The sequence below is a fragment of the Paenibacillus sp. sptzw28 genome, from assembly GCF_019550795.1.
GTDB lineage: Bacteria > Bacillota > Bacilli > Paenibacillales > Paenibacillaceae > Paenibacillus_Z.
The window spans coordinates 1449442-1469425 of record NZ_CP080545.1 but is presented as its reverse complement, the minus strand read 5'-3'; the positions used below and the strand labels follow the sequence as shown (position 1 = coordinate 1469425).

14 protein-coding genes are annotated in these 19984 nt (G+C 48.9%); all 14 read right to left on the bottom strand.

The window, feature by feature from the left end:
• Positions 1-210: 210 nt before the first annotated feature.
• Positions 211-1347 carry an SGNH/GDSL hydrolase family protein gene (locus KZ483_RS06760; protein WP_220351920.1) on the bottom strand — a complete coding sequence of 379 codons (1137 nt, stop codon included), beginning with the start codon at positions 1345-1347 and terminating at the stop codon, positions 211-213.
• Between the two features lie 57 nt (positions 1348-1404).
• Positions 1405-2199: an alpha/beta hydrolase gene (locus KZ483_RS06755; protein WP_220351919.1), complete on the bottom strand. Its 795-nt coding sequence runs from the start codon at positions 2197-2199 to the stop codon at positions 1405-1407.
• 25 nt (positions 2200-2224) lie between these two features.
• A complete protein-coding gene (locus KZ483_RS06750) occupies positions 2225-3664 on the bottom strand; it encodes a family 43 glycosylhydrolase (protein ID WP_220351918.1) in 1440 nt (479 codons plus the stop codon).
• Between the two features lie 139 nt (positions 3665-3803).
• A complete protein-coding gene (locus KZ483_RS29070) occupies positions 3804-3923 on the bottom strand; it encodes a glycoside hydrolase family 95-like protein (protein WP_397376188.1) in 120 nt (39 codons plus the stop codon).
• Between the two features lie 113 nt (positions 3924-4036).
• On the bottom strand, positions 4037-5569 hold the full coding sequence (locus KZ483_RS06745) for a glycoside hydrolase family 43 protein (RefSeq protein ID WP_220351917.1): 1533 nt from the start codon (positions 5567-5569) through the stop codon (positions 4037-4039).
• A 207-nt stretch (positions 5570-5776) separates the two neighbouring features.
• Positions 5777-7519: a type 2 periplasmic-binding domain-containing protein gene (locus tag KZ483_RS06740; protein ID WP_220351916.1), complete on the bottom strand. Its 1743-nt coding sequence runs from the start codon at positions 7517-7519 to the stop codon at positions 5777-5779.
• Positions 7520-7648: 129 nt separating this feature from the next.
• Entirely contained in the window at positions 7649-8533 is an 885-nt protein-coding gene (locus KZ483_RS06735; RefSeq protein ID WP_220351915.1) for a carbohydrate ABC transporter permease, read from the bottom strand.
• A 24-nt stretch (positions 8534-8557) separates the two neighbouring features.
• Positions 8558-9544, bottom strand: a complete 987-nt coding sequence (locus KZ483_RS06730; RefSeq protein ID WP_258881566.1) for an ABC transporter permease — start codon at positions 9542-9544, stop codon at positions 8558-8560.
• Between the two features lie 758 nt (positions 9545-10302).
• The gene (locus tag KZ483_RS06725; protein ID WP_220351914.1) at positions 10303-11991 is read right to left on the bottom strand and encodes an ABC transporter substrate-binding protein; all 1689 of its coding nucleotides are present in this window, start codon (positions 11989-11991) and stop codon (positions 10303-10305) included.
• Positions 11992-12017: 26 nt separating this feature from the next.
• Positions 12018-13595, bottom strand: coding sequence for a response regulator (locus KZ483_RS06720; protein ID WP_220351913.1), 1578 nt, complete (start codon positions 13593-13595; stop codon positions 12018-12020).
• Complete coding sequence (locus KZ483_RS06715; protein ID WP_220351912.1) at positions 13588-15396, bottom strand: cache domain-containing sensor histidine kinase; 1809 nt, start codon at positions 15394-15396, stop codon at positions 13588-13590. The genes KZ483_RS06720 and KZ483_RS06715 overlap by 8 nt, the downstream gene beginning before the upstream one ends.
• A 155-nt stretch (positions 15397-15551) precedes the next feature.
• Complete coding sequence (locus KZ483_RS06710) at positions 15552-16496, bottom strand: carbohydrate ABC transporter permease (protein WP_220351911.1); 945 nt, start codon at positions 16494-16496, stop codon at positions 15552-15554.
• A gap of 13 nt (positions 16497-16509) precedes the next feature.
• A complete protein-coding gene (locus KZ483_RS06705) occupies positions 16510-17343 on the bottom strand; it encodes a carbohydrate ABC transporter permease (protein WP_258881565.1) in 834 nt (277 codons plus the stop codon).
• A gap of 74 nt (positions 17344-17417) precedes the next feature.
• Positions 17418-19973: a DUF5696 domain-containing protein gene (locus tag KZ483_RS06700; RefSeq protein ID WP_220351909.1), complete on the bottom strand. Its 2556-nt coding sequence runs from the start codon at positions 19971-19973 to the stop codon at positions 17418-17420.
• Positions 19974-19984 lie beyond the last annotated feature (11 nt).

The window sequence follows — 19984 nt, the reverse complement described above, 5'->3', positions numbered from 1 at the left end:
AGCAAGTCCCCTTTTTATCGTTTTCTTCTATGAAAGCGTATACTTGGAAATGATTATATGACACAGCTTGATCATAAACCTTGATATTCAGGACATAAAATAGCACGATAGAGACATATAAGACCATAGCTTTTTTTGGTAAAAAAAAGCGGTTAGGAGAAGATGTCTCCTTACCGCGTGTTTAATACAGACTCAATAGGCAGCTCTCATTCAATACCATGCCGAGAAAGCTGAGGCAATAGCAGACCCTGCTTTACCATTCGGATGCGCATCGAACTCGTTCGACATATATTCAGGTATTATCAGGTTATCGCGAGGAGTCGCTTGCGAGAGTACTTCCGCAATATCGAATATTCGATCGACTCCGGCAATAGCATGGCTTCGTATTGCCTGATTCACATCCCTCCAGACAAGCTCCTGCGCGTCGGTCAGATTGTAAGGGGGGACGGTGCAAAGGATGACTGACATATCGATACGGCTGCCTTTAAGGATGGACACAATTGTTTGCAGATCCTCCAGCACTTGAAGGGCGCTTCGTCTGGTCGTACTTATATCGTTGACCCCCAATGCTATGACAACCTCATCGCTTTGCTTGGCTTTGCTTAGCCAAGCCTTGTCGCTTGCGGCATCGTAAGCTCGCGCCCACCCCGAACCGAGATTCCATACACTGTATTCCGGGCCAAGCCCCTCCGCAATGCGGGCAACCCAGTATTCATAAGCGTCGGGGCGCGTTCGCACACCCTGGGTGATGGAATCGCCCAAGAACGCAATACGCTTTGCTCCCTCACGCTCGCAGCCGATGAAATCCGGCAGAAACAGACAATTTGCGGATTTTTGGAAACCGTCGGCTGTGCTTTGGCCCGCTGCATTCCCGGGCGCATCGTAGGCGGACACCAATGGGCATTCCGTATTGTAGGGAAAGCTTACGCCAGCAGCCAATGTCGTAATCGTCCACGAAAATACCAAATAATGCTCCTCCGGGATCATGATCCGGGCGGCATCGCTCCAAAACTTTTCTCCCGGCATAACCAACCTAGCGATCGACGAATCGAACGTTACCGGAATTTGCGTACCCTCTACAACGCTTCCATCAGGCAGCCTCCCGCCATTAGCAATGTAAGCGGACTCGATTTTCCACGAGCCTCCAATCAGATTGGCGCTCGATTCAGAGCCGTCTGCCCATGTAGAATCTACCAGGTTGCTGCACCAGAATCTCAGCTTTAATTCCCCGGATTCCGTTGTCTTGATGTAAGCTCTGTACGTATGGGTAAAAGGTGATTCGCTTTTCATCATAAAATTTTTGGCCGTAGATTGAACCGTCGCCGAAGCATAAGAACTCCACCACATGGATACTTTCCCCCTGTCTATTGTTTGCAGCTTTATGCCATTCAGTGAAGCGTATCGTTATACAAAATTTCGTTTTCTTAGCCATGCCTCACAGAGTTCCGGCCAAGCCTTCACTTCAGGATGACCTTCGGCTAAACCTTGTCCATGTCCGCCGCTTTCAAATACATGCAAATCAAAAGGCACCTGATGGCGGCTAAGAGCTCCGGCAAAAAGCAAACTATTTTCAACCGGAACCCTCTCATCATCCGCCGCATGCCAGAGAAACGTTGGCGGGGTGTCTTCTGTCACTTTCTTTTCCGTGGACAATAAAGCAACAAGCGATTCATCCGGAGAATCGCCAAGCAGATGGTGCATGGACGGTCGATGACCATACGCTCCGAATGTGATGACCGGATAACACAAGATTAGCAAATTCGGACGGCTGCTCTGTCTTTCTATCGGATCGGATGACTGGTTATCTCCTGTGTCATACAAAGTGCCCGTTGCGGATGCCAAGTGACCGCCTGCGGAAAAGCCCAAAATGCCGACTCGCTCAGGATCGATGTTCCAATCCTTTGCATAATGTCTTACGGTTCGTACAGCCCGCTGCGCATCCTGAAGCGGAATCGGATGTTGATACGGCGATACACGATAATTCAGGACGAAAGCGGATATGCCGAGCCCGTTTAACCACTTGGCAACCGGCTCGCCTTCGTGCGCGGCTCGTCTGAAATATCTCCCGCCCGGACATACGATGACTGCAGGGCTTTGGTCTTTTCCATGCACAGGGTATGCACTCAAACTTGGACATCCCTGGTTCTCATCGCCAATGCTTTCTTTGGATGCTCCAGACCATAATTCAATCGTATTCATATTGCCCCCTGAACGTTGGAGCCTCTTAAAGACTCCGGTATTGAAAGTTTTTGAACAAAACCTTCCCATCCCCGCAAGTGTCCAATCCGATTCGCAAGGCCAGGAAGCCTCCCAGCGCATTGTGATGGAAACCAGATGCTTCGAACGAATGCGGAAGCTTCTGCCATGTGCTGCCGTCATGACTATAGAAATAGATGACCTCATGCTCTAAATTGCGCAATCGCATATGAACACTTTTTCCATTGAATGGAATGCACGGCGCAGGCCATCCGCGAAGTATGCCATAGATCCCTTCTTCAGAAATCCCCATGCCGCTATAAAACATTTGATTATAGAAGAGCAGCAGTCTTCCCTGGCTGCCCGCTTCAATGACTACCTCCACGGTAACCTCGTAATTGTGATCCTCCGGCATAAAGACGAGCGGCGACACACCCTCTGAAGCATGGAGCACAATTGCATCTCCCGTAAACGCATATCGTTCCTTGTCATGCTGCCTAAAGAAACTCCATTGCAGCCCTAGCCGATCCGATGTGAAGGAATCGGAATGCGGCAAGCCATGCTTGACAGCCGCACCATCCGGCTTGGCAATCGGTTGATCTGTGGAAATGTCCTCCGGTACTCGGAACCAACCGTCTGCCGTCCATTCAATCGGCTCCAGTAACGTTTGCCTGCCTAATGGATAGTTATTTTTTTCGTAAGCATGGTACAGGATCCACCATTCTCCGTTCGGCGTATCGACCAAGGTGCCATGCCCTTTCGAATACCAGCGCTCATCACGGCTTTCGGTGCGAATGATCGGATTGTATGGGGAGTTCTCGAACGGCCCCCACGGGTTTTTGGAACGCGCGGATATAACCATATGGCTCGTCGGAGGACCGGATGTTCCGCCTTGAGCGGACGTCAGATAGTAATAACCGTTACGATAGAATAACTTGGGCGACTCAAGAAACTTTCCTTCCACCACCCATTCATCCGGAAACTCCCATCCGTCATAGACGTGAACGGTTTCCCCTTCAATCGAAAGACCGTCTTTGGAAAGCCTGGTCATATAACCGCCGCCGGTATACAAATACCGGTTGCCTTCTTGGTCGACAACGTGCCCCGGATCAATCGCTTCCAAGCCTAACTGGACAGGCTCGCCCCATGGTCCTTCGGGTGCCGGCGCAGTTAGCGCCACGATTTTCCCGTCCACAGGCACATAGATATAAAACGTACCCTCATACACAATGAAATCCGGCGCCCAGACATCCCCGATATAGCGATCCAGCGCTTTGCCAACCGGACGCCAGTTGACCAAATCCCTCGAATGCCAGATCAAGAGCCCCGGGGCGAATGTAAAGCTGGAATGTGTCATGTAATAGTCGTTGCCTAGTCGCAATACGGAAGGATCGGCATAATCTCCGGCTAACACCGGATTCCGATAGGTGCCGTTCCCCAAGTCCCCTTTTCTAATATCCTTGGTCATCTCTTCTTCCTCCTACTGTGTTTGATCATTCTTCGTTTTTTATCGCACAGCCCTAATAGAATAGTCTCCCCTACGAACGCCTGAAACTTCAACACCGACGCACCATCGCTTTGAGCCTGCAAAGAGCCGTCTGCCAGCGTTACGCGAATGGCGCTCGAACGCGCATGCTGCACAGAGCATTCCGCGTCGCTCTCAGTTCGGCCTCGGCAACATATCCGTCTTTCCAGGCAATATCGACCTCGAAACCGCCCCGCTTGATTATCTAGTCATTGTAATAGCACATTAGAGACATTATAACTTCAAAAACCGAGTAGGCCCATGAATAAATTCATGGGCCACTTACAGATGAAGCTTGAATATTCGAGCTGTGCATCATCCGTTCAATGGCTCATATTCGAACCAATCAAAGCATGCCGGAGAACCCTGCCCCGTTTCGCAGACCGCGTACATCGCAATGATTACTCCTGTAAAGCCACCCGCTACTTCCGTTGAGAGCAGATGCGTTTCTCCAGACCCCAATTCAAGGACATTGGATTGATTCTGCTGAATCTTGAAATGAAGCCATTCCGGATGAGCTTCAATCTTAAGAACGACAGGACCCTCTAAGCATTCCAGCGTGCGCTCCATCCTCATGGATCCTACGGTTCGCCGGAATACGATCACCTTGCGACCTTCTTTGCGCATTACAGCCAGATCGTAATGATATCTTTCGCTCATAAATACGGTAAGTCCGGCTTCCTCGCCCTCGTGCTGCGGTTCGAAATCCAGCAAGGTGGAAATGTTGCATGACCAGTGGCGCAAACGACGACCTACAAAGGCGGGAGCGCCGGAATCGTCGAGCGACGCCTCGGTTCCGCGCAGTACAAGATTACCGGGAGATTCGCTGAGCGACCAGCATAACGGATCCGGATTCCGCAGGAATACCCAGTCGAAGCCTAAGGTTGAATCGTCAAAATCATCTCTGGTTGAGTTAGTCTGCCACCGGACCTCCGTCAACTGCGGAGCATCCATGACGCTCTCGACACTTCCCCCATTACCGATGATTGGCCAGCCATCAGCCGTCCATGACACGGGCGCCAGAAACGTCTCTCTGCCCAAATGATGCCGGTAGGGATATGAGACAGGTCTGACACCCAAGAAAACCGCCCACCAGCTGCCGTCATGCGCCTGTACCAGATCTGCATGCCCTGTTGCCTGTATGCTGCTCTTCATGCTTCTGTGAGAAAGAATCGGATTATGGGGACATGGTTCGTACGGTCCATATGGAGCGTCGCTTCTCGCTATCGTCACCATATGACCGTATTCCGTCCCGCCTTCGGCAAGCAACAAGTAAAAAAGTCCGTTGATCTTGTAAAGATGAGGCGCTTCCGGATGCGCTGCGCCCGTTCCCCTCCAGATTAGACGACTCTCTGTCAGCAATTTCCCGGTCGATATATCAATCTCGCATTGATAAATGCCATAGCCTTCATTGCCGAAACAAGTGGATTGAAAGTATACGCTGCCATCTTCATCGAATAATAGAGATGGATCAATGCCATCCTGCGCGACAGTAATCATCTCAGACCAAGGACCTTCCGGTTGTTGGCTGCGAACATAGAAGTTGCCGACCCCGCTCACATTCGTCGTGACCATATAGAACCAGCCGTCGTGATAGCGGATCGTTGGGGCGTAAATCCCTCCCGATAACCAGGTGTTGGCCAGCGGCAATTGCTGCTCGGTAGTGAGACAATGTCCGATCTGGCGCCAATTGACAAGATCCTTGCTGTGAAATATGGGGACTCCAGGAAAATAAGCAAACGAGCTTGTTACCAAATAATAATCATCTTCGACACGGCAGATGCTCGGGTCGGGATAAAAGCCTGGAATTACTGGATTGCTATACGTCGCGATGCTACACGTCTCCATGTTACAGCTCCTAATCAATCTAATGTTTGATAATACCGTAGTCCTTCCATTCGATTATAAAACACGGCATAGACTTGAACCTTGATTTTCAGGTCATCGAATAGCATGATTTAGCCATTTGTATTTCAGGCGCCGGGCTTAGCTAAAAAAAAATTCCGCAAGCTTATTACGCTCACGGAAATTAGATGTCAGTTCATTTCTTGTTGATTACTTTTTCAAGGCTGCTCCGACCGTTTTTTCGTAATTATCGACTTGGAACTTAATAACATCGTCGTAGCCCAGGCCTTTGGCTTTCGATACCATAGCCTCTTTTAAGCTGGCAAACTCATTATCGTTCTTCGCGAACATCATCTTCCAGGAATATTCCTTGATGACTTTGCCCACTTCGGCTTTCTTCTGCTTAATGTCGGACGGTTCCTGCGTTTTAGCTTTATCGCTAAAGTATGGAGGCTGCACGGCTACTTTGTTGTTCTTCACAACATAGTCTTTCACCGTCAGTGCATCCATAGCGTCCCGCCAGCTCTTCGTGACCGGATTCGGATTGTTGTTCAAATAAGAGGTCCACATCGAGTAATCGTACGGTTCCCCTGTTTCCGGATTGATCATGGACAGATTAACCGTTCTGTTGTTCATTTGGTTTACTCCGTCCTTGAACAGACCGCCGCCGTATTCGGCAGGCATATCGACGGAGTTGGAGACCGCTTTGTATCCGAATTCGGTCAGAGTCGGCTTGCCATCCACGATATCCCACAGCAAACCCTTTGGACCTATATGGGTTTCCTGAACGCCCTCCGGCGAGAACATCCAGTTCATGAATTGCATCACGCGCTCCGGATATTTTGTCTTCGCGCCAATAGACCAATACCAAGTGCCGCCATAAGGCGAGAATCCAGCAGAAGACATTTTCTCTTCGGCGAATGGCACGAACGCGAAGCCTTTACCTGCGTTTACGTGCTTCTCGGTGTTGTAGCCATCGGTAAGCCACGGGAGTTGCGCGAATAGAATTTGTCCGTCACTATACTTGTTGGTCACGTCGGGGAACTTCTGCGTCAAAGAATCTGGGTCAAGCAGCCCCATCTTATTCGCTTCAAAGAAGAATTTCAAACCTCTCATGTAGTAGCTGTCTTCGTCGAGCAAGCCTTGCCATTTCGCTTCATCGGCCTTCGTCATCATCAGTTCGGCGTCATTGAAGCCATCTCCATCATTATAGCCATAGAATTGAGCCATAACCTTGGGGTTCAGCGCCATCACCCCATCCCAGTCCGACCACAGCGAAAATCCGTACGTAGGCTTGCCGGAATCACTCTTCGGACTAAGCTCCTGCATTTTTTTGACAACGGGAAGGTAGTCTTCCAGCGTCTTGATTTCCGGGCTTCCCAGTTGTTGATATAAGTCCCAACGAAGCCACGGGCCAAACGTCATATTGGCGCCTTCGCTCGGACCGCTGCCGCTGCCGACGTTTTGACCGATAGCGTAAATCGCCGTGCCGCCGCCATACTGCTTGCTGTTGGCTTCGAGCGCCTGACCGGCATATTTCTTAATGTCCTGGCCGTATTTGTCAAGCAGGCCATCCTTGTTCCAATCCAGCAGTAATCCGGCTTTGGAAGCATCCACTATATCGATTGCGATCGCGATGTCGCCTAAATCACCGGAGGCCATCATCGTAGCAGCTCTTTGCTGCCCGCCGGAGATAATGTTTAATTTGATGTTAAATTTATCCTTGATCAACTTCCCAAACCAACCCGGTTGCTCGCCAGTATAGTTGGACAGGTTCGAGAATACGTTCAGCGTGATCTCCGGTTGCTTCGAAGGATCGGTGCTTACTTCCGTTCCTGTGTTATTGCCCGAGTTGGTTGCCGAGTTGGTTCCAGCGGATCCGCTGCACGCGGATAAGAATACAAGCATGGCGATCATCGCGACAGCAGCCGCTGTCCATTTGTTTCTTTTCATGTGTTTGTTACCCTCCTTGTCATATATCTGCAAAAACCTTCTCTTTCATTGCTAAGAATGCTGACTCCCATTTGACAAATTTTTCATGCGTACAACGACCCGCCTCACCCCCTTGCTAGTACTCACCATTTAACCCTTAACAGCCCCGATCATGATTCCTTTGACAAAGAATCGTTGGAAGAACGGATAGACGAGCAATATCGGAATGACGACAACCATCGAAACCGTCGTCCGAATCGAAGTAGCCGTCTGAATATTGGCCAGATTTGTATCGGAAGCCCCGGACTGCAACAGAGTTGCCAGCGATGTCGCTCCGTTGAAATAGCGATACAGGATAAATTGCAGCGTAAACAGGTTCTGATCTGTTACCAGGAACAACGTGTCCTGGAACGAGTTCCACTGTCCGATGGCCGAGAAGATGGCGATCGTGGCTAGAATCGGCGTGATCAACGGCATGACGATCTTCCAGAAGATCGTCATATTGCCGGCTCCGTCGAGTTGCGCCGATTCCTGCAGGGAAATCGGCGTCGACTCGACAAACGTTTTGACGAGGATAATAAAGAATGGCGAGACGATCCCAGGCACAATATAGGCCAGGAAATTGTTGACGAAGCCAAGCTTAAGCATGATCAGGAACCACGGAATCAAGCCGGCATTAAAGTACATCGTGGCGATGAGGAAACGGTACCAGAACTTGCGTCCCCACATGGTAGGTTTCGAAAACAAGTAACCAAGAAAACCCGAAGCGGCCACGGTCAGCGCAGTGCCGATCAAAGTGCGTGCAAAGGATACTAGCGTGGCTTGGCCCAGCCCAGGAATCTTGAACACTTGGATATAGTTGTCGAAATGAATCTCTTTGGGGTAGAACATAACGAGTCCTCTGCTGCTCAAGTCGTTACTGCTGATTGTATTGATGAACAAATAATAAAACGGAAAGAAACAAGCAGAAGTAAATAAGGCAAACAGCGTATAGTTAAATATGTCAAAAATTGTAATCCTGTTATTAATCCTCATATCGGTTCTCCTTCCTAGGTCGACTTAGATAACGCCTTCGCCGCGAACCAGCTTTGACAGGCTGTTGGCTGCAAACAGCAAGATCAAGCTGACAATCGATTTCAGAATGCTGACCGCTGTCGCGAACCCGAAGTTATTGTTCACTACACCGACGTTGTACACATATAGATCAAGCACCTCGATATTATTCATGTTTATCGCGTTCGAGAATACAAAATATTGCTCAAATCCATTATTGATAAAACCCGCGATCCCGAGTATGAGCAGCACGAAGAATGTCGGCATAACCCCTGGAACCGTCACATGCCACATCAGCCGGAACCGGCCTGCTCCGTCCACTCTCGCCGCCTCATACATTTCCGGATCGATGCCCGTAATCGCGGCAATGTACAAGATCGCTCCCCAGCCGAGTCCTTTCCATACCCCCCACAACGTCATAGACAGCCAGGTGTGGTTGTCCGATGCCAGAATGTTCAGCGGCCGTTCGATCAGGCCCATGTTTATGAGCAAATTGTTCAGGAAGCCATTGTCAACAGAAAACAACATAAAGGCGAAGGAGTACACCAGCACCCAACTGATAAAGTTCGGCAGCGTTGTAAGCGTCTGCACAGTTTTCTTAAATCGTGTGCTCTTTATTTCCATCAGGAAAATCGCGAAGATAACCGGAAGAACCGAAGTCAGAAGGCCAAGCGAACTGATCGCGAATGTGTTACGCAATACTCGGAGAACTTCCTCCATCTGGTACTTATTTGACACCAACGTTGTAAACCACTGAAACCCTACAAACTCGGTCTTGGACAGCGGAATGGCAGGCCTGTAGTCGAAAAAGGCATAAATCCAGCCGTAAAGCGGCAAATAAGAGAACAAAAAGACGAGTACCAGAAAAGGCAAAGCCATGAGGAACAATTTATATTTTTCTTTAAACTGAAACTGCTTCATCGCAGCTGTCGTATAAGCTTGACCATTCAGTTTCGCCCCCATATCGTTCCCCCTGCCCGGTTGATTTGACATCTCAACAACAACTCCCTCTATATTTTTTGTGTCCTCATCGTAGAGTATCATGAAAGTAGCGCCACCAAAGTGTAACCGCTTTCTTTTTCAAATCCAATTTATTGTCTGTAGTCGGCCTTCATGCTAAACCCCCATATTCGCCGTGTTGATTCTTCTATCCGCACTCCGAGTTTCTTGAATTTCTCCTTCAATACGGATTATATATGATGTTATAACATTAAACCTGCAGTTTCAGGACATAGAGTAGCATTATATAGACTTCTTTTTACTGGATAAAACTGCCCCCTGCACGATAGTACAGGGGGAGCACGTAAATGTCCGCTTGCTATAGCAAACTAGACTATTATATTTTTCCGATGAGATACGCTTGTTTGCCATCCCGTAAAAATACTGGAATCGAGCTTAGAGGAGCTTCAAGATGGATGGTCTGTCCACCTTCGAAAGTATTTCCTGTGCGCGCATCCGTCCAGCAGACCTTATCGTCATTCTGGAATATTGCCGCCCGATATGAGATATATCCGGCCACATTCGGAATTAACAGAATGATCATATACGATATAAGAAAGCTTCTGAATATGTTTGGAAATCTTGTTCTGAGCATTCAAGCACCCCAAAAAGAAAGCGTTTTCAAAAAAATATAACAAAAAATAGTAGCACATTTAGATGGTTAAGTCTATTGGCGTCTTTTGTATTAAAAACGCGCTATATGAAAAGCAGCCGGGCAAGGTAAGCCTCCGCCCGACCGCTAAAGGATCAACTTATTCATTCCAAAGTTTCACGCGGTCTTTCACCAGCTTGGTAAACTCTTCGTTCAGCTTCTCGACGCCTGCTTTCTCCAGCTCCTTCATGAAGACGTCCCATATAGCGTCGAATTGTTCCGGCTCTGCCAGAATCGCTTGGGTAATGTGCCACCTCGTAATGTCTTGGCACTTTTGGAAGATGGCATTCGCTTCAGAGCCGGTCTCCATGTTGATGTTCCATGCCGCTCCCCACGGTCTAACCGGGAATTCTTTCTCGGACGGCCACAGATCCTTGTAACTTTTAATATTGTAAGCAGCCAATGTCTCCCTGTCCGCTTGGGTGTATTCCTTCTCGATTTGTTCCGGGAAGACGGTGGTGTAATAGTTGCCCGTTGGATCCTTCACCCCGTCACCGTAGCTCTGTCCAAATCGGTACATATCTACACCGGTCGTCTTCTTAAAGTTTTGGTTGTCATTGACTTTCATATTCAGAATGTCTTCCGGAATGACGCGTTTACCATTTTCCACCTTATAATGCTTGCCTTCGATTCCCCAGTTCAGCAGTACTTGCCCTTCATCTGACGCCAGAAAATCAAGGAACTTGATGACGCGAACAGGGTCTTTGGCGCTCTTCGTGATCGATATGCCAGTACCCGCCAAGTATCCGGTGCTCTGAAAATCATGCCTTTTGTAAGTTTCATTCAAGGTAACCGGGAAGTGGGCATAGGTTTGATCGAACTTGCCTTCCTTCTTCAATACAGCTACTTCACCGGCGAAGTCCCAATCAGCATCGATGAGTCCCAGAACGCGTCCGCTGGCAATCTTCGCCCTGTACTGATCATACTTCTGGACGAAGCTCTCCGGGTCCAGCAAGCCGATGTCGTGCATATGGTTCAGCCATCGGAAGTATTCCTTCTCTTCCGGGCGCAGGTAATGGAACTTCGCCTCATAAGTATCCGGATCGATATAAAATTCGCCTTCATCCGGCCCGCCAGTCGTTGCGACGGCCGGGTTGGTGACGCTAATTAAAAACTGCCATTCCCCTCCGTTCAGGGACAAGGGAATGATCGGTTGACCGTCGGCCGTGGTCTTGTGCTTGTCATAATAAGCTTTGAGCGAATTCTCGAAATCCTTCACCGTCTTGATCTGTGGATAGTTAAGCTCCTTCAGCACTGCGTGCTGCAGCTCGAAGCCCGTTCCTGCCTTGAAGTAGGTTTGGTTTACCGGTGCTGACGGCAGGACATAAATGCCATGGTCGTCATTGCTCCAGCGCAAACGTTTCATGTATTCTCCATAGAGCTTCTTGATGTTCGGCGCATGCTCTTCAATGAGCGGCGTCAAATCGATCAATGCGCCGGCGTCCTTCAGCTTGCCCACGCTGCCTTTGGCTGAAACAATATCAGGATATTCGTTGTTTGCCACCATCAGCGCGAATATATCCGTGTCATTGCCGCTCATCGGGAATTGCGCTTTGATCGAAATGCCGGTTTTTTCCGTAATGAGCTTCCCGACCTCGCTTTGCATGTCGTCCCAAAGCGGGTTATTGTCGCCTGCTGCAAAAGTGATCGTCATGGGTGTGAGATCTTTGTTCGGCGATGCGTCAGGACTGCTGGAGCTATCGGAGTCCGAGCTGTTGCTGCAGCCGGCGGCAACAAGAAGTGCTCCGATCATTAAAAGACATGCCACTTTTGTTTTGCTGACATTCATGAAATGCCGCCCCCCACTCTAAATATCTATGATGTTTCCAGCGAAAAGGTCTTGGCCTTGGGAGGAGCCCCTTTGATCGAAGATGGGGAAGCTCCTACATATTTCTTGAATTTGCTATGGAAATAACTCACATTGGGATAACCTACGAGCTCCGAGACCTCGTAGACTTTGTGTCCTTCCCTGAGGAGACGGCTCGCTTGCTGAATACGGACCTTATCCAAGAAGGTATGGAACGAGTCTCCTGTATGCTGCTTGAACATTCTGCCCAAATACCCCTTGTTGTAATTGAACATCTCCGCCATCGTCTCCAGCTTTAGATTTTCATGGTAATGCCGCTGGATAAAATCCATCACTTGCTTGACCACAGGCAGGCTGCCGTCCCCTCCCAGTCTTCCCGCCAGTTCGGCGAGCTGGGAATTAGCGGCGCTCATCACCCTATCGTAATGGCTGTGCTGGTGAATCTCGGCAAGCAGAGGCGCATAATCCTGGATATTGACGCTTTGATGGAGAGCCGCCAGATTGCTCAGCGCAACGGACAACACTTGGGCCAGGCCAGTCTTGATCGCGGTTTCGGAAGAATCGTAAGCCGCAATTGCCCTTCCCGCTTCTTCAAGCGTCTCCGCCACCCCCTCGCCTCTACCGAGATCCAGCATATAGAACAGCTTGGTTGAGAGCGCCTCCAAATTCGGAGGAGCATGCCTGTTCGGCTCCGTCGCAAAATGGCTTAAGACCGGTTCCGTCGCCATGTGGATCTGCCCTTCAGCAAGCAGGAAGCGGTTTTCCAACAATCTCAAGGCACCCTCGTGCGATTGACGGATATCCGCAAGTTCACAGACAATCTGTCCAGCGGCAGCAGTGAAGCCCAGCTTATGCCCGCAGGCGTCTTGCAGAAGCCGGGTCCATTCGTTTTTGACGTCGGACCGGTTCAGATCTTCCTTCAACAGGAATCCGATATACGGTCCGGTCTGAAACCCGTACCCGAGGCTCTCCGCCTCCACGGCTTCCAGCCATCTCGTCTTGACCGACTCCAGATATCCAGGTCCTGCATTAGAGAAGTCCTCCGCCTCAACCAACAGAATCTGCTTGGATTTCCCTGCGAAGCTGGTTAAGTGCACAAGTTCGCTTTCCAGTTCCGCAGCGTCTGCAGCTTCAGCCGCGATCAACTTGAGGATAAGTTCCTCCCGTAGCGCATCGGTATGGAATTCGGACAATTTTGCGCGACCTGACAACTGATCCAGTTTGGCTCTGATGCGCAGCAGTTCCTCCCTTAGTTCCTTTTTATCGATCGGCTTGAGCACATAGCCGCTCACGTTCATCTCGATGGCTTGCTTGGCGTAGGCAAAATCGGCGTATCCGCTCAGGATAAGAAATTGGCAATCCCCATCCGTCTTGCGAATTTCGCGGATCGCTTGAAGACCATCCATGCCCGGCATCCGGATATCAATGACGATCAGTTCAGGAGAAAGCTCCTGATGGAGGGCAACCGCTTTTCTTCCGTTTGAGACGTCTCCTACTACGAAGAAGCCGAGCGCTTCCCAATCGACAATTTTCAGAAGCCCCTGCCGGATTGCCGGTTCGTCGTCGACCACTAGCACTTTATACATGCAAATTTCCTCCCAACGGTATGGAAAATGTTATGCGCGTACCGGATCCCGGCGGGCATTCTAGCTTTAGCCCGAACCCTTCTCCGTAAGTCAGAATAAGGCGCTGATGCACGTTGCGGAGTCCTATCCGATGCTCCTCGGCATCTTCCATATCCAGAAATGAATGCTCGATTGCCCGCATTTTACCTTCCGGTATGCCGCACCCGTTATCCTCCACCATAATCACTACTCGGTCCGACTCCACACGCGTACCGATGATTACAATTCCCCTTTCTTCAACATCCTCCAACCCGTGCACCACAGCATTTTCCACTAGAGGCTGAACGATGAGCGGCGGAATCTCCACGCTCATTGCCGAATGATCCAGATGGAGCTTGTAGGTCAAACGTTCATCGTCGAAACGGAATTGCTGAAGTTCCAAGTAGCAGCTCACAATATCAAGCTCTTCCTTGAGCGTGATTTTGCGGTCTCCGATTTCAATGCTGCGCCTCATCAGTTTCCCCAAGAGATGCACGACATTGGAGATCTCCGTATCTCCCCTCACAAACGCTTTCATTCGGATAGACTCCAGCGCATTGAACAGAAAGTGCGGGTTCATTTGACTCGCCATCATCTTCAGCTTGATGTCGCGCTGCCGCAGCTCCAGCAGGTTTTTCTGCATGTGGGACTCTCTCACTTCTTCCATCAGACTCCGGATGCTGGCTAGCATATGGTTGAACTGTTTAGATAACGTGCCAATTTCATCGTTTCCGTCCACATCCGACTTCACGTTCAAATTGCCCATTGAGACCTTGTTCAACACCTTATTAAGCAGAAGCAGTCTTCGGGACAAAAAGGAGGAGGTGAAGTAAATGAGAACGATCGCGATGGACAAACTGACCGCAATGATGGTGAACCCCAACCTGCTGACCCGGTTTGCTTCGCTCACGATACTGTCGATCGTAAAGACCGAAATGACTTTGAGCCCGTTCCGGCTAAATGGCGGAACCACCTCCTCCAGAACAATCTTCGAGGGCTTCCCCTCATAATTAAACTCGTAAGCGCCAGCCGGTCTATCGCTCAAATCCTTGGCAAAATCCATGCTGTCGATATTCCGTCCGACCCATTGTGGTTGTTTGGCAGCGACTATTAAGCCCTTCTCATCGAAAATCATCGTATCGAACGGTTCCTGGCTTAGAATCCCATTGAGTTCATCCTGATCCAAATTGATGACCAGCACCCCGTGGGAACGGTACAACGGAAAATCAATCCTGCGAACGAGGCTGAGATAAGGGCGATTTTCCTTCGTCTCGTCCGTGATGTAATGCCACCCGATGGACGAACTGGATTTGTCCAACGCCTCCTGATACCATTCCGAGTTCTTGACAGACTCATCCGCGCTTAAAAAGTCCCAATTGCTAAGCGGCATCGGAGGGTCTGTATAGAAGCGGACGCTTTGAATTTCCTTGTATAGCTGCACGTAGTCCCGGAAATAGTGAAAATCCCAGTATGCTGTCACCAGGTCGAACGTGGTCTCATAGCGGGAATTGACTAAATTAGAAAACCTGTCGTCGACTTGCAAGTTGTTCGATATTTCAATCGGCATCCGAAGAATGTCCGTTACGTGCTTCTTGATCTTATCCACGTTGTTCATGGTTTGCTGTGTAGCCTGATCTAGTACATTCTGACGGTAGGAAGCCGTCAAGATAATGCCCACGAGAAGAACCGGGATGAACACCACTATCACGATGGAAATGATCATCTTGTTCTTGAGCCGGATATTGTTCGTTTTCCTAACCGCGGCGAGGATCTTGCTTCCCATTCCAGGTCTCCTTTCTGCTCCGTTATCGTTTGTCCAAGGTCCCTGTTCAAATTATACCTCACAAATACTTTAATAAAAATAATATATTAAACGCCAAAAAACCGATCGATACCGGGCGTTATTACCTGGTAATCGATCGGTTTGCGGTCGGCTGATCAGCCGACAATGCCTGTGCGCTCGATCCCTTCAACGAAGTACCGCTGCACAAAGAAATAAATGATAATAAGCGGCAGGATAGCGAGCAGAATGCCTGTATCCTGCACCATGCTCAAATAGAAAGGATCTAACTGAGAGGAACCTCCTCGATCAAGATTGTTTAGGTTGTATGGCAAGGCAGCCAGCTGCACGGACATGACCTTGCCTGAAGCCAAATACGTTGTCGTAAAGAAGCTGTCATTCCATTGCCACACGAACGAAAAGAGCAGCACGGTGATAATCGCCGGGAGCGCGTTCGGGAGCATGATTCGCGTAAACGTCTTCCCGACCCCTGCGCCATCAATATATGCGGCCTCCTCGATCTCTTTGGGGATTCCCCGAAAAAATTGTCTGAATATAAAAATAAAAAGTCCCGCCTTCAGCGAGTTGGCTGTCAAGGCTGTCAGTATGAACGGCCAGTAGGTATTAAGCAGATTGGCGGATTTGCCGGTAAGCAATGGAATTAGTCCCATCAGCGTAAAATCCTTCAGATTGAGATAAAGGGGAATGAGAATCGTCGAAGGCGGAACCAATATGGTCAGAATGACTCCGGCAAACAGCAGATTGCTTCCTTTGAATTTAAGCCGTGCAAATCCGTAACCAGCCAAAGCGCAAGTTATCGCGGTAAGGATTGTAGTAGAGATTGACAGCGCAAAGGTATTGACCAATGTTTCCCAGTAATCCATAATCATGATCGCTTGCTTGAAATTGTCCCAAGTAAAATGGACGGGAACCCACACCACGATCGGCGAATATAGATCCTCCTTATCTTTAATCGCTGTCGAAATTTTTTGCAAGATCGGATACAAAATCAAAAATGACAGTCCTGCAATCAATACAAGACGGATGAATGACCAAATCCACCTTTTCCAGGATTCTATCGATAACAGTCGGGAATAGCTCACTCGTACATCCCCCCTAATCATAATAAAAAACTTTCCTCGATATCAGATAAGTGCTTATCAGTAAGATTAGAGCAACGGTCAGAAAATAGATCGTTGCCATCGCCGAGCTAAGTCCGAAATTAAAAGTAGTAAAACCGGTGTCCAGAATCAAATCCGTTATTTTGTTGGTGGAGACCGAGTCTACAATGGTATAAATCACATTGACCAGAATAAGCGGACTGACCATCGGGAACGTAATCTTCCAGAAGGCTTCGTAGCCGGTTGCCCCTTCCATCTTGGAGGCTTCGTACAGCTGCGGCGAGATGGTCTGGATTCCCGCGAGGAAAATCAGAATCTGAACGCCAGATTGGCTAACGATCTGATAGATACGGTCAACGGAACCTGTGAGGTAGCTGACGATCCAATCGCTAACCCCGGCTTGCAGCATCAGCTTCTCCAATTCGAAGCTCTGTAGCGAATGAACGACCTTTGCCCCTGAGCTTGCATCGCTTATCGCTTGCACCAGGCTTGTACTCTCCAGATTCATAATAATGCCGGATGCCAGAATAACGGGAAGGAAGAAAATCGCCCGGGCAGCGGATCTACCGATGAATTTCTGGTTCAGCAACACCGCGAGGAATAAACTGAAAATGACGATCAACGGAATATTGACCACGATATTCACAATCGATTCGGTCAAAACGCGGTTGAAGCTTGTGTTTATCGTCAAGGCTTCCACGTAGTTTTTGAATCCAATGTATTTAACTATTATCCCGTCTGAATTGGCCGTAATCGAACTGAAGCTGAATCGCAATGAATTCAACAAAGGGACAAAGAAAAAGAGAAGAAATCCAAGCAGCCATGGCAAAACGTAAAGAAAACCCCATAGTGCCTTTTTTTCCGCGTAAGACCTTTTCAACAGGCGAGGTTTAAGTATGGATTTCATTTTTGTACACCACCCATTACATAGCCTTCGGCTTCAACATTTATGCCATCCGCCTGTACCATTGATCGATTGTAGTTCACAATAACATAGATACCGTTCTCATAAACGGTTTTGAAGACGCCGTTGCTCAACTTCTCGTGCGAAATCATCTTCTGGTTCTGCACTTTGCCTAAGACTTCATTCACATTCCCATAGATCTGAGCAGCCTGATCCAGCCATTGCTCGTAATGAACGGCATACAAGTCGTCGTAATCCGTATCCTTAACTTTGTCATTCGATTCGTGAATCCATTCGAAGTAAACGCCGGATCCATATTCCAGACACTTCAATATATACTGGTTCATGTCGGTGAAGGTCGCCAGATTATAAGGCATGCCCGTATAGTCGATATATCCGTGAACGACCATTTGATAGAATGGAATTTCTTCGTCTTCGATCTTGAACCCGCTATTCGTCATCGGCGCATTCGTAATATCTGTAACGTACGGAAACGTATAGGCGTTGCCGCCATTCGCTATAATCTCAAGATTCCGTTCGCGTACCTTGGCCAGCGCCTGTTCCGATATCGTCTCAGACTCCGTCCGGTCGATCTGATGATCTGTCCGATAGTCGGTATTCAACCTGTTGCCCAGATCCCGCAGCGATATTCCTTCAAGGCGATAGCCGTTCAGTCCGTTCAGCATGGAGTCCACAACCTTCGGAATATAGCGCGGCGATACAACATAGAACGGAGCTTTGCTGCGGTCACGCTGATTCGAGACCGGATCAATCGGATAGATCACGGCAGGTTCTCCCCTTAATGTTCTGGAAGCTTCCTTGGTTACATCGAAGCCATCGCTTGTACGCGCCTCTGCGATGTAGACGTCTGGGAAAAAGGCAAGGTTCTTATCACGGGCGAAGGAGATAAATTCCCGAAGCGCTTTGCTCCCTCCTACAGCTCCGTCGACCGAGACATGATCCGGAACCTGATGATCAAGTCCTTTATTAAACCAACCCGAGTACTGAAGCTTAATATTGCGAATATTGCGTTCCTGCACCTGATTTACGATATCCTCTGCCTGTTTAAAGGTTGTCAGAGGTTCGAGCGACTTATAGGGAATTCCCACCGCATGCTTATTTTTGGCGATGCTTCCGATCAGTCGCAAATAAAACGGCACATCCACGGAATTTGAATCGCTTGCCGACTTCAATTCGGGAAGTCCATGCGTTTTGATCAAATACTGTTGATAGTACTGTGCCATTCCGGAATAAGTAGCTTCATCCCCGCTCAGAAAAGCGTAACGGATCGTAAAGTCCGATTTTGTCGGATTCTTTTGAAACCGGGGCAAGGAACGTTCCTTTCCGTTCGCGTCCAGGGAGACTTGGCCATTATTGATCACTTGAAAGCTTGGATAAATATAGTTATAGCCATTCAGTCTGCCGCTTACGTCTGCATTTACGCTTGCAACTGACTCGCCTTCTTCAATAATACCGAGAAAGGCTGCATCTCTGCGAATCATTCCGAATACCGGCAGTCTGGCGTTTTCTTCCCAGACGCTGTCTTTGACACTCTCCATCGTTAGATCGGATCCATAGATACTTTGTTTGTATGACGGATATTTGATTTTGCCATTGTTGAAATGAATAAGCGCCCCGGATCCGTCCGGAACCAATAATGAGCCTTCTGTCCCCTCTCCTTCTGCGCCGAAGAAACCAAGAACCGATACCGTGCTGATCGGATATTCGTCCGGGTAATGAATGCCGGAAACCGGCACTTTGACCACGAGGCTATCGTCATCCAAGGTATACTCGATCGAGGCAAGGAATATACGCGGTTCGGGTTTGGTTTGCTCCAGATGAAACGCCTCGAGATCCTTCTGGAAATCTTCAGCCGTATAGCCGGCATCATCGAATGCCTGGAGAGTCCGTTTCAGTTGAATTCCGGACAGAGATTCATTTCGCACATACACAGAAGGGTCATCGCTTTCTTGGTAGGCAATCATCAGCGCGCGCTGTCCCGTTTTATCCACTTTCCCCTTAAGTTCATCCAAGCGCGCTTTAGTCAGCTTGCTTGGAATATCGTCAACCGTTTTCTCGTCCGTTCCGAATTGATAAGTCACTCGAATGCCGTTAGGAATGCTTTCGAATCTGACTTGCTTATGAATGACGCTATCCGTATAGGAGTTGACCGAGCTGAGCTGGCTGAACGAGTTAAGGAAATCGAGTTTTAATTGAGCGGATAATAAATCCTTGTTAATTCCTGTCGCCAGTTTATCGGATTCTCGCTCCGGCGGGTTGCTGTACCATACTTCTCCGCTTTTTTTATCGAGAACGGCAATAACTCCCGACTGATCGTCTGCGAATAATTGCAGACGATTATTGGCTGCAACACCTTTCATACCTGCAACTCGAGGATCCGTGAAGGAAACGGCAAGAGCCGTACCCTTCACAAATTCTGCTGCAACAGAGCGATTTGCCTCCGTTTGTTTGTCAGAACCGGAGCCCGCACACCCAGCAGTCATTATTCCGAACAGAAATAACGAAGTCAGCAAAGCATATCTTTTCATATTCATGGCTGCGCATG

Bases quoted from the DNA above. Each gene is read 5' to 3' on its own strand.
- KZ483_RS06760 (WP_220351920.1), bottom strand. From the start codon at position 1,347: ATGTGGTGGAGTTCTTATGCTTCGGCGACGGTTCAATCTACGGCCAAA.
- KZ483_RS06755 (WP_220351919.1), bottom strand. From the start codon at position 2,199: ATGAATACGATTGAATTATGGTCTGGAGCATCCAAAGAAAGCATTGGC.
- KZ483_RS06750 (WP_220351918.1), bottom strand. From the start codon at position 3,664: ATGACCAAGGATATTAGAAAAGGGGACTTGGGGAACGGCACCTATCGG.
- KZ483_RS06745 (WP_220351917.1), bottom strand. From the start codon at position 5,569: ATGGAGACGTGTAGCATCGCGACGTATAGCAATCCAGTAATTCCAGGC.
- KZ483_RS06740 (WP_220351916.1), bottom strand. From the start codon at position 7,519: ATGAAAAGAAACAAATGGACAGCGGCTGCTGTCGCGATGATCGCCATG.
- KZ483_RS06735 (WP_220351915.1), bottom strand. From the start codon at position 8,533: ATGAGGATTAATAACAGGATTACAATTTTTGACATATTTAACTATACG.
- KZ483_RS06730 (WP_258881566.1), bottom strand. From the start codon at position 9,544: ATGTCAAATCAACCGGGCAGGGGGAACGATATGGGGGCGAAACTGAAT.
- KZ483_RS06725 (WP_220351914.1), bottom strand. From the start codon at position 11,991: ATGAATGTCAGCAAAACAAAAGTGGCATGTCTTTTAATGATCGGAGCA.
- KZ483_RS06720 (WP_220351913.1), bottom strand. From the start codon at position 13,595: ATGTATAAAGTGCTAGTGGTCGACGACGAACCGGCAATCCGGCAGGGG.
- KZ483_RS06715 (WP_220351912.1), bottom strand. From the start codon at position 15,396: ATGGGAAGCAAGATCCTCGCCGCGGTTAGGAAAACGAACAATATCCGG.
- KZ483_RS06700 (WP_220351909.1), bottom strand. From the start codon at position 19,973: ATGAATATGAAAAGATATGCTTTGCTGACTTCGTTATTTCTGTTCGGA.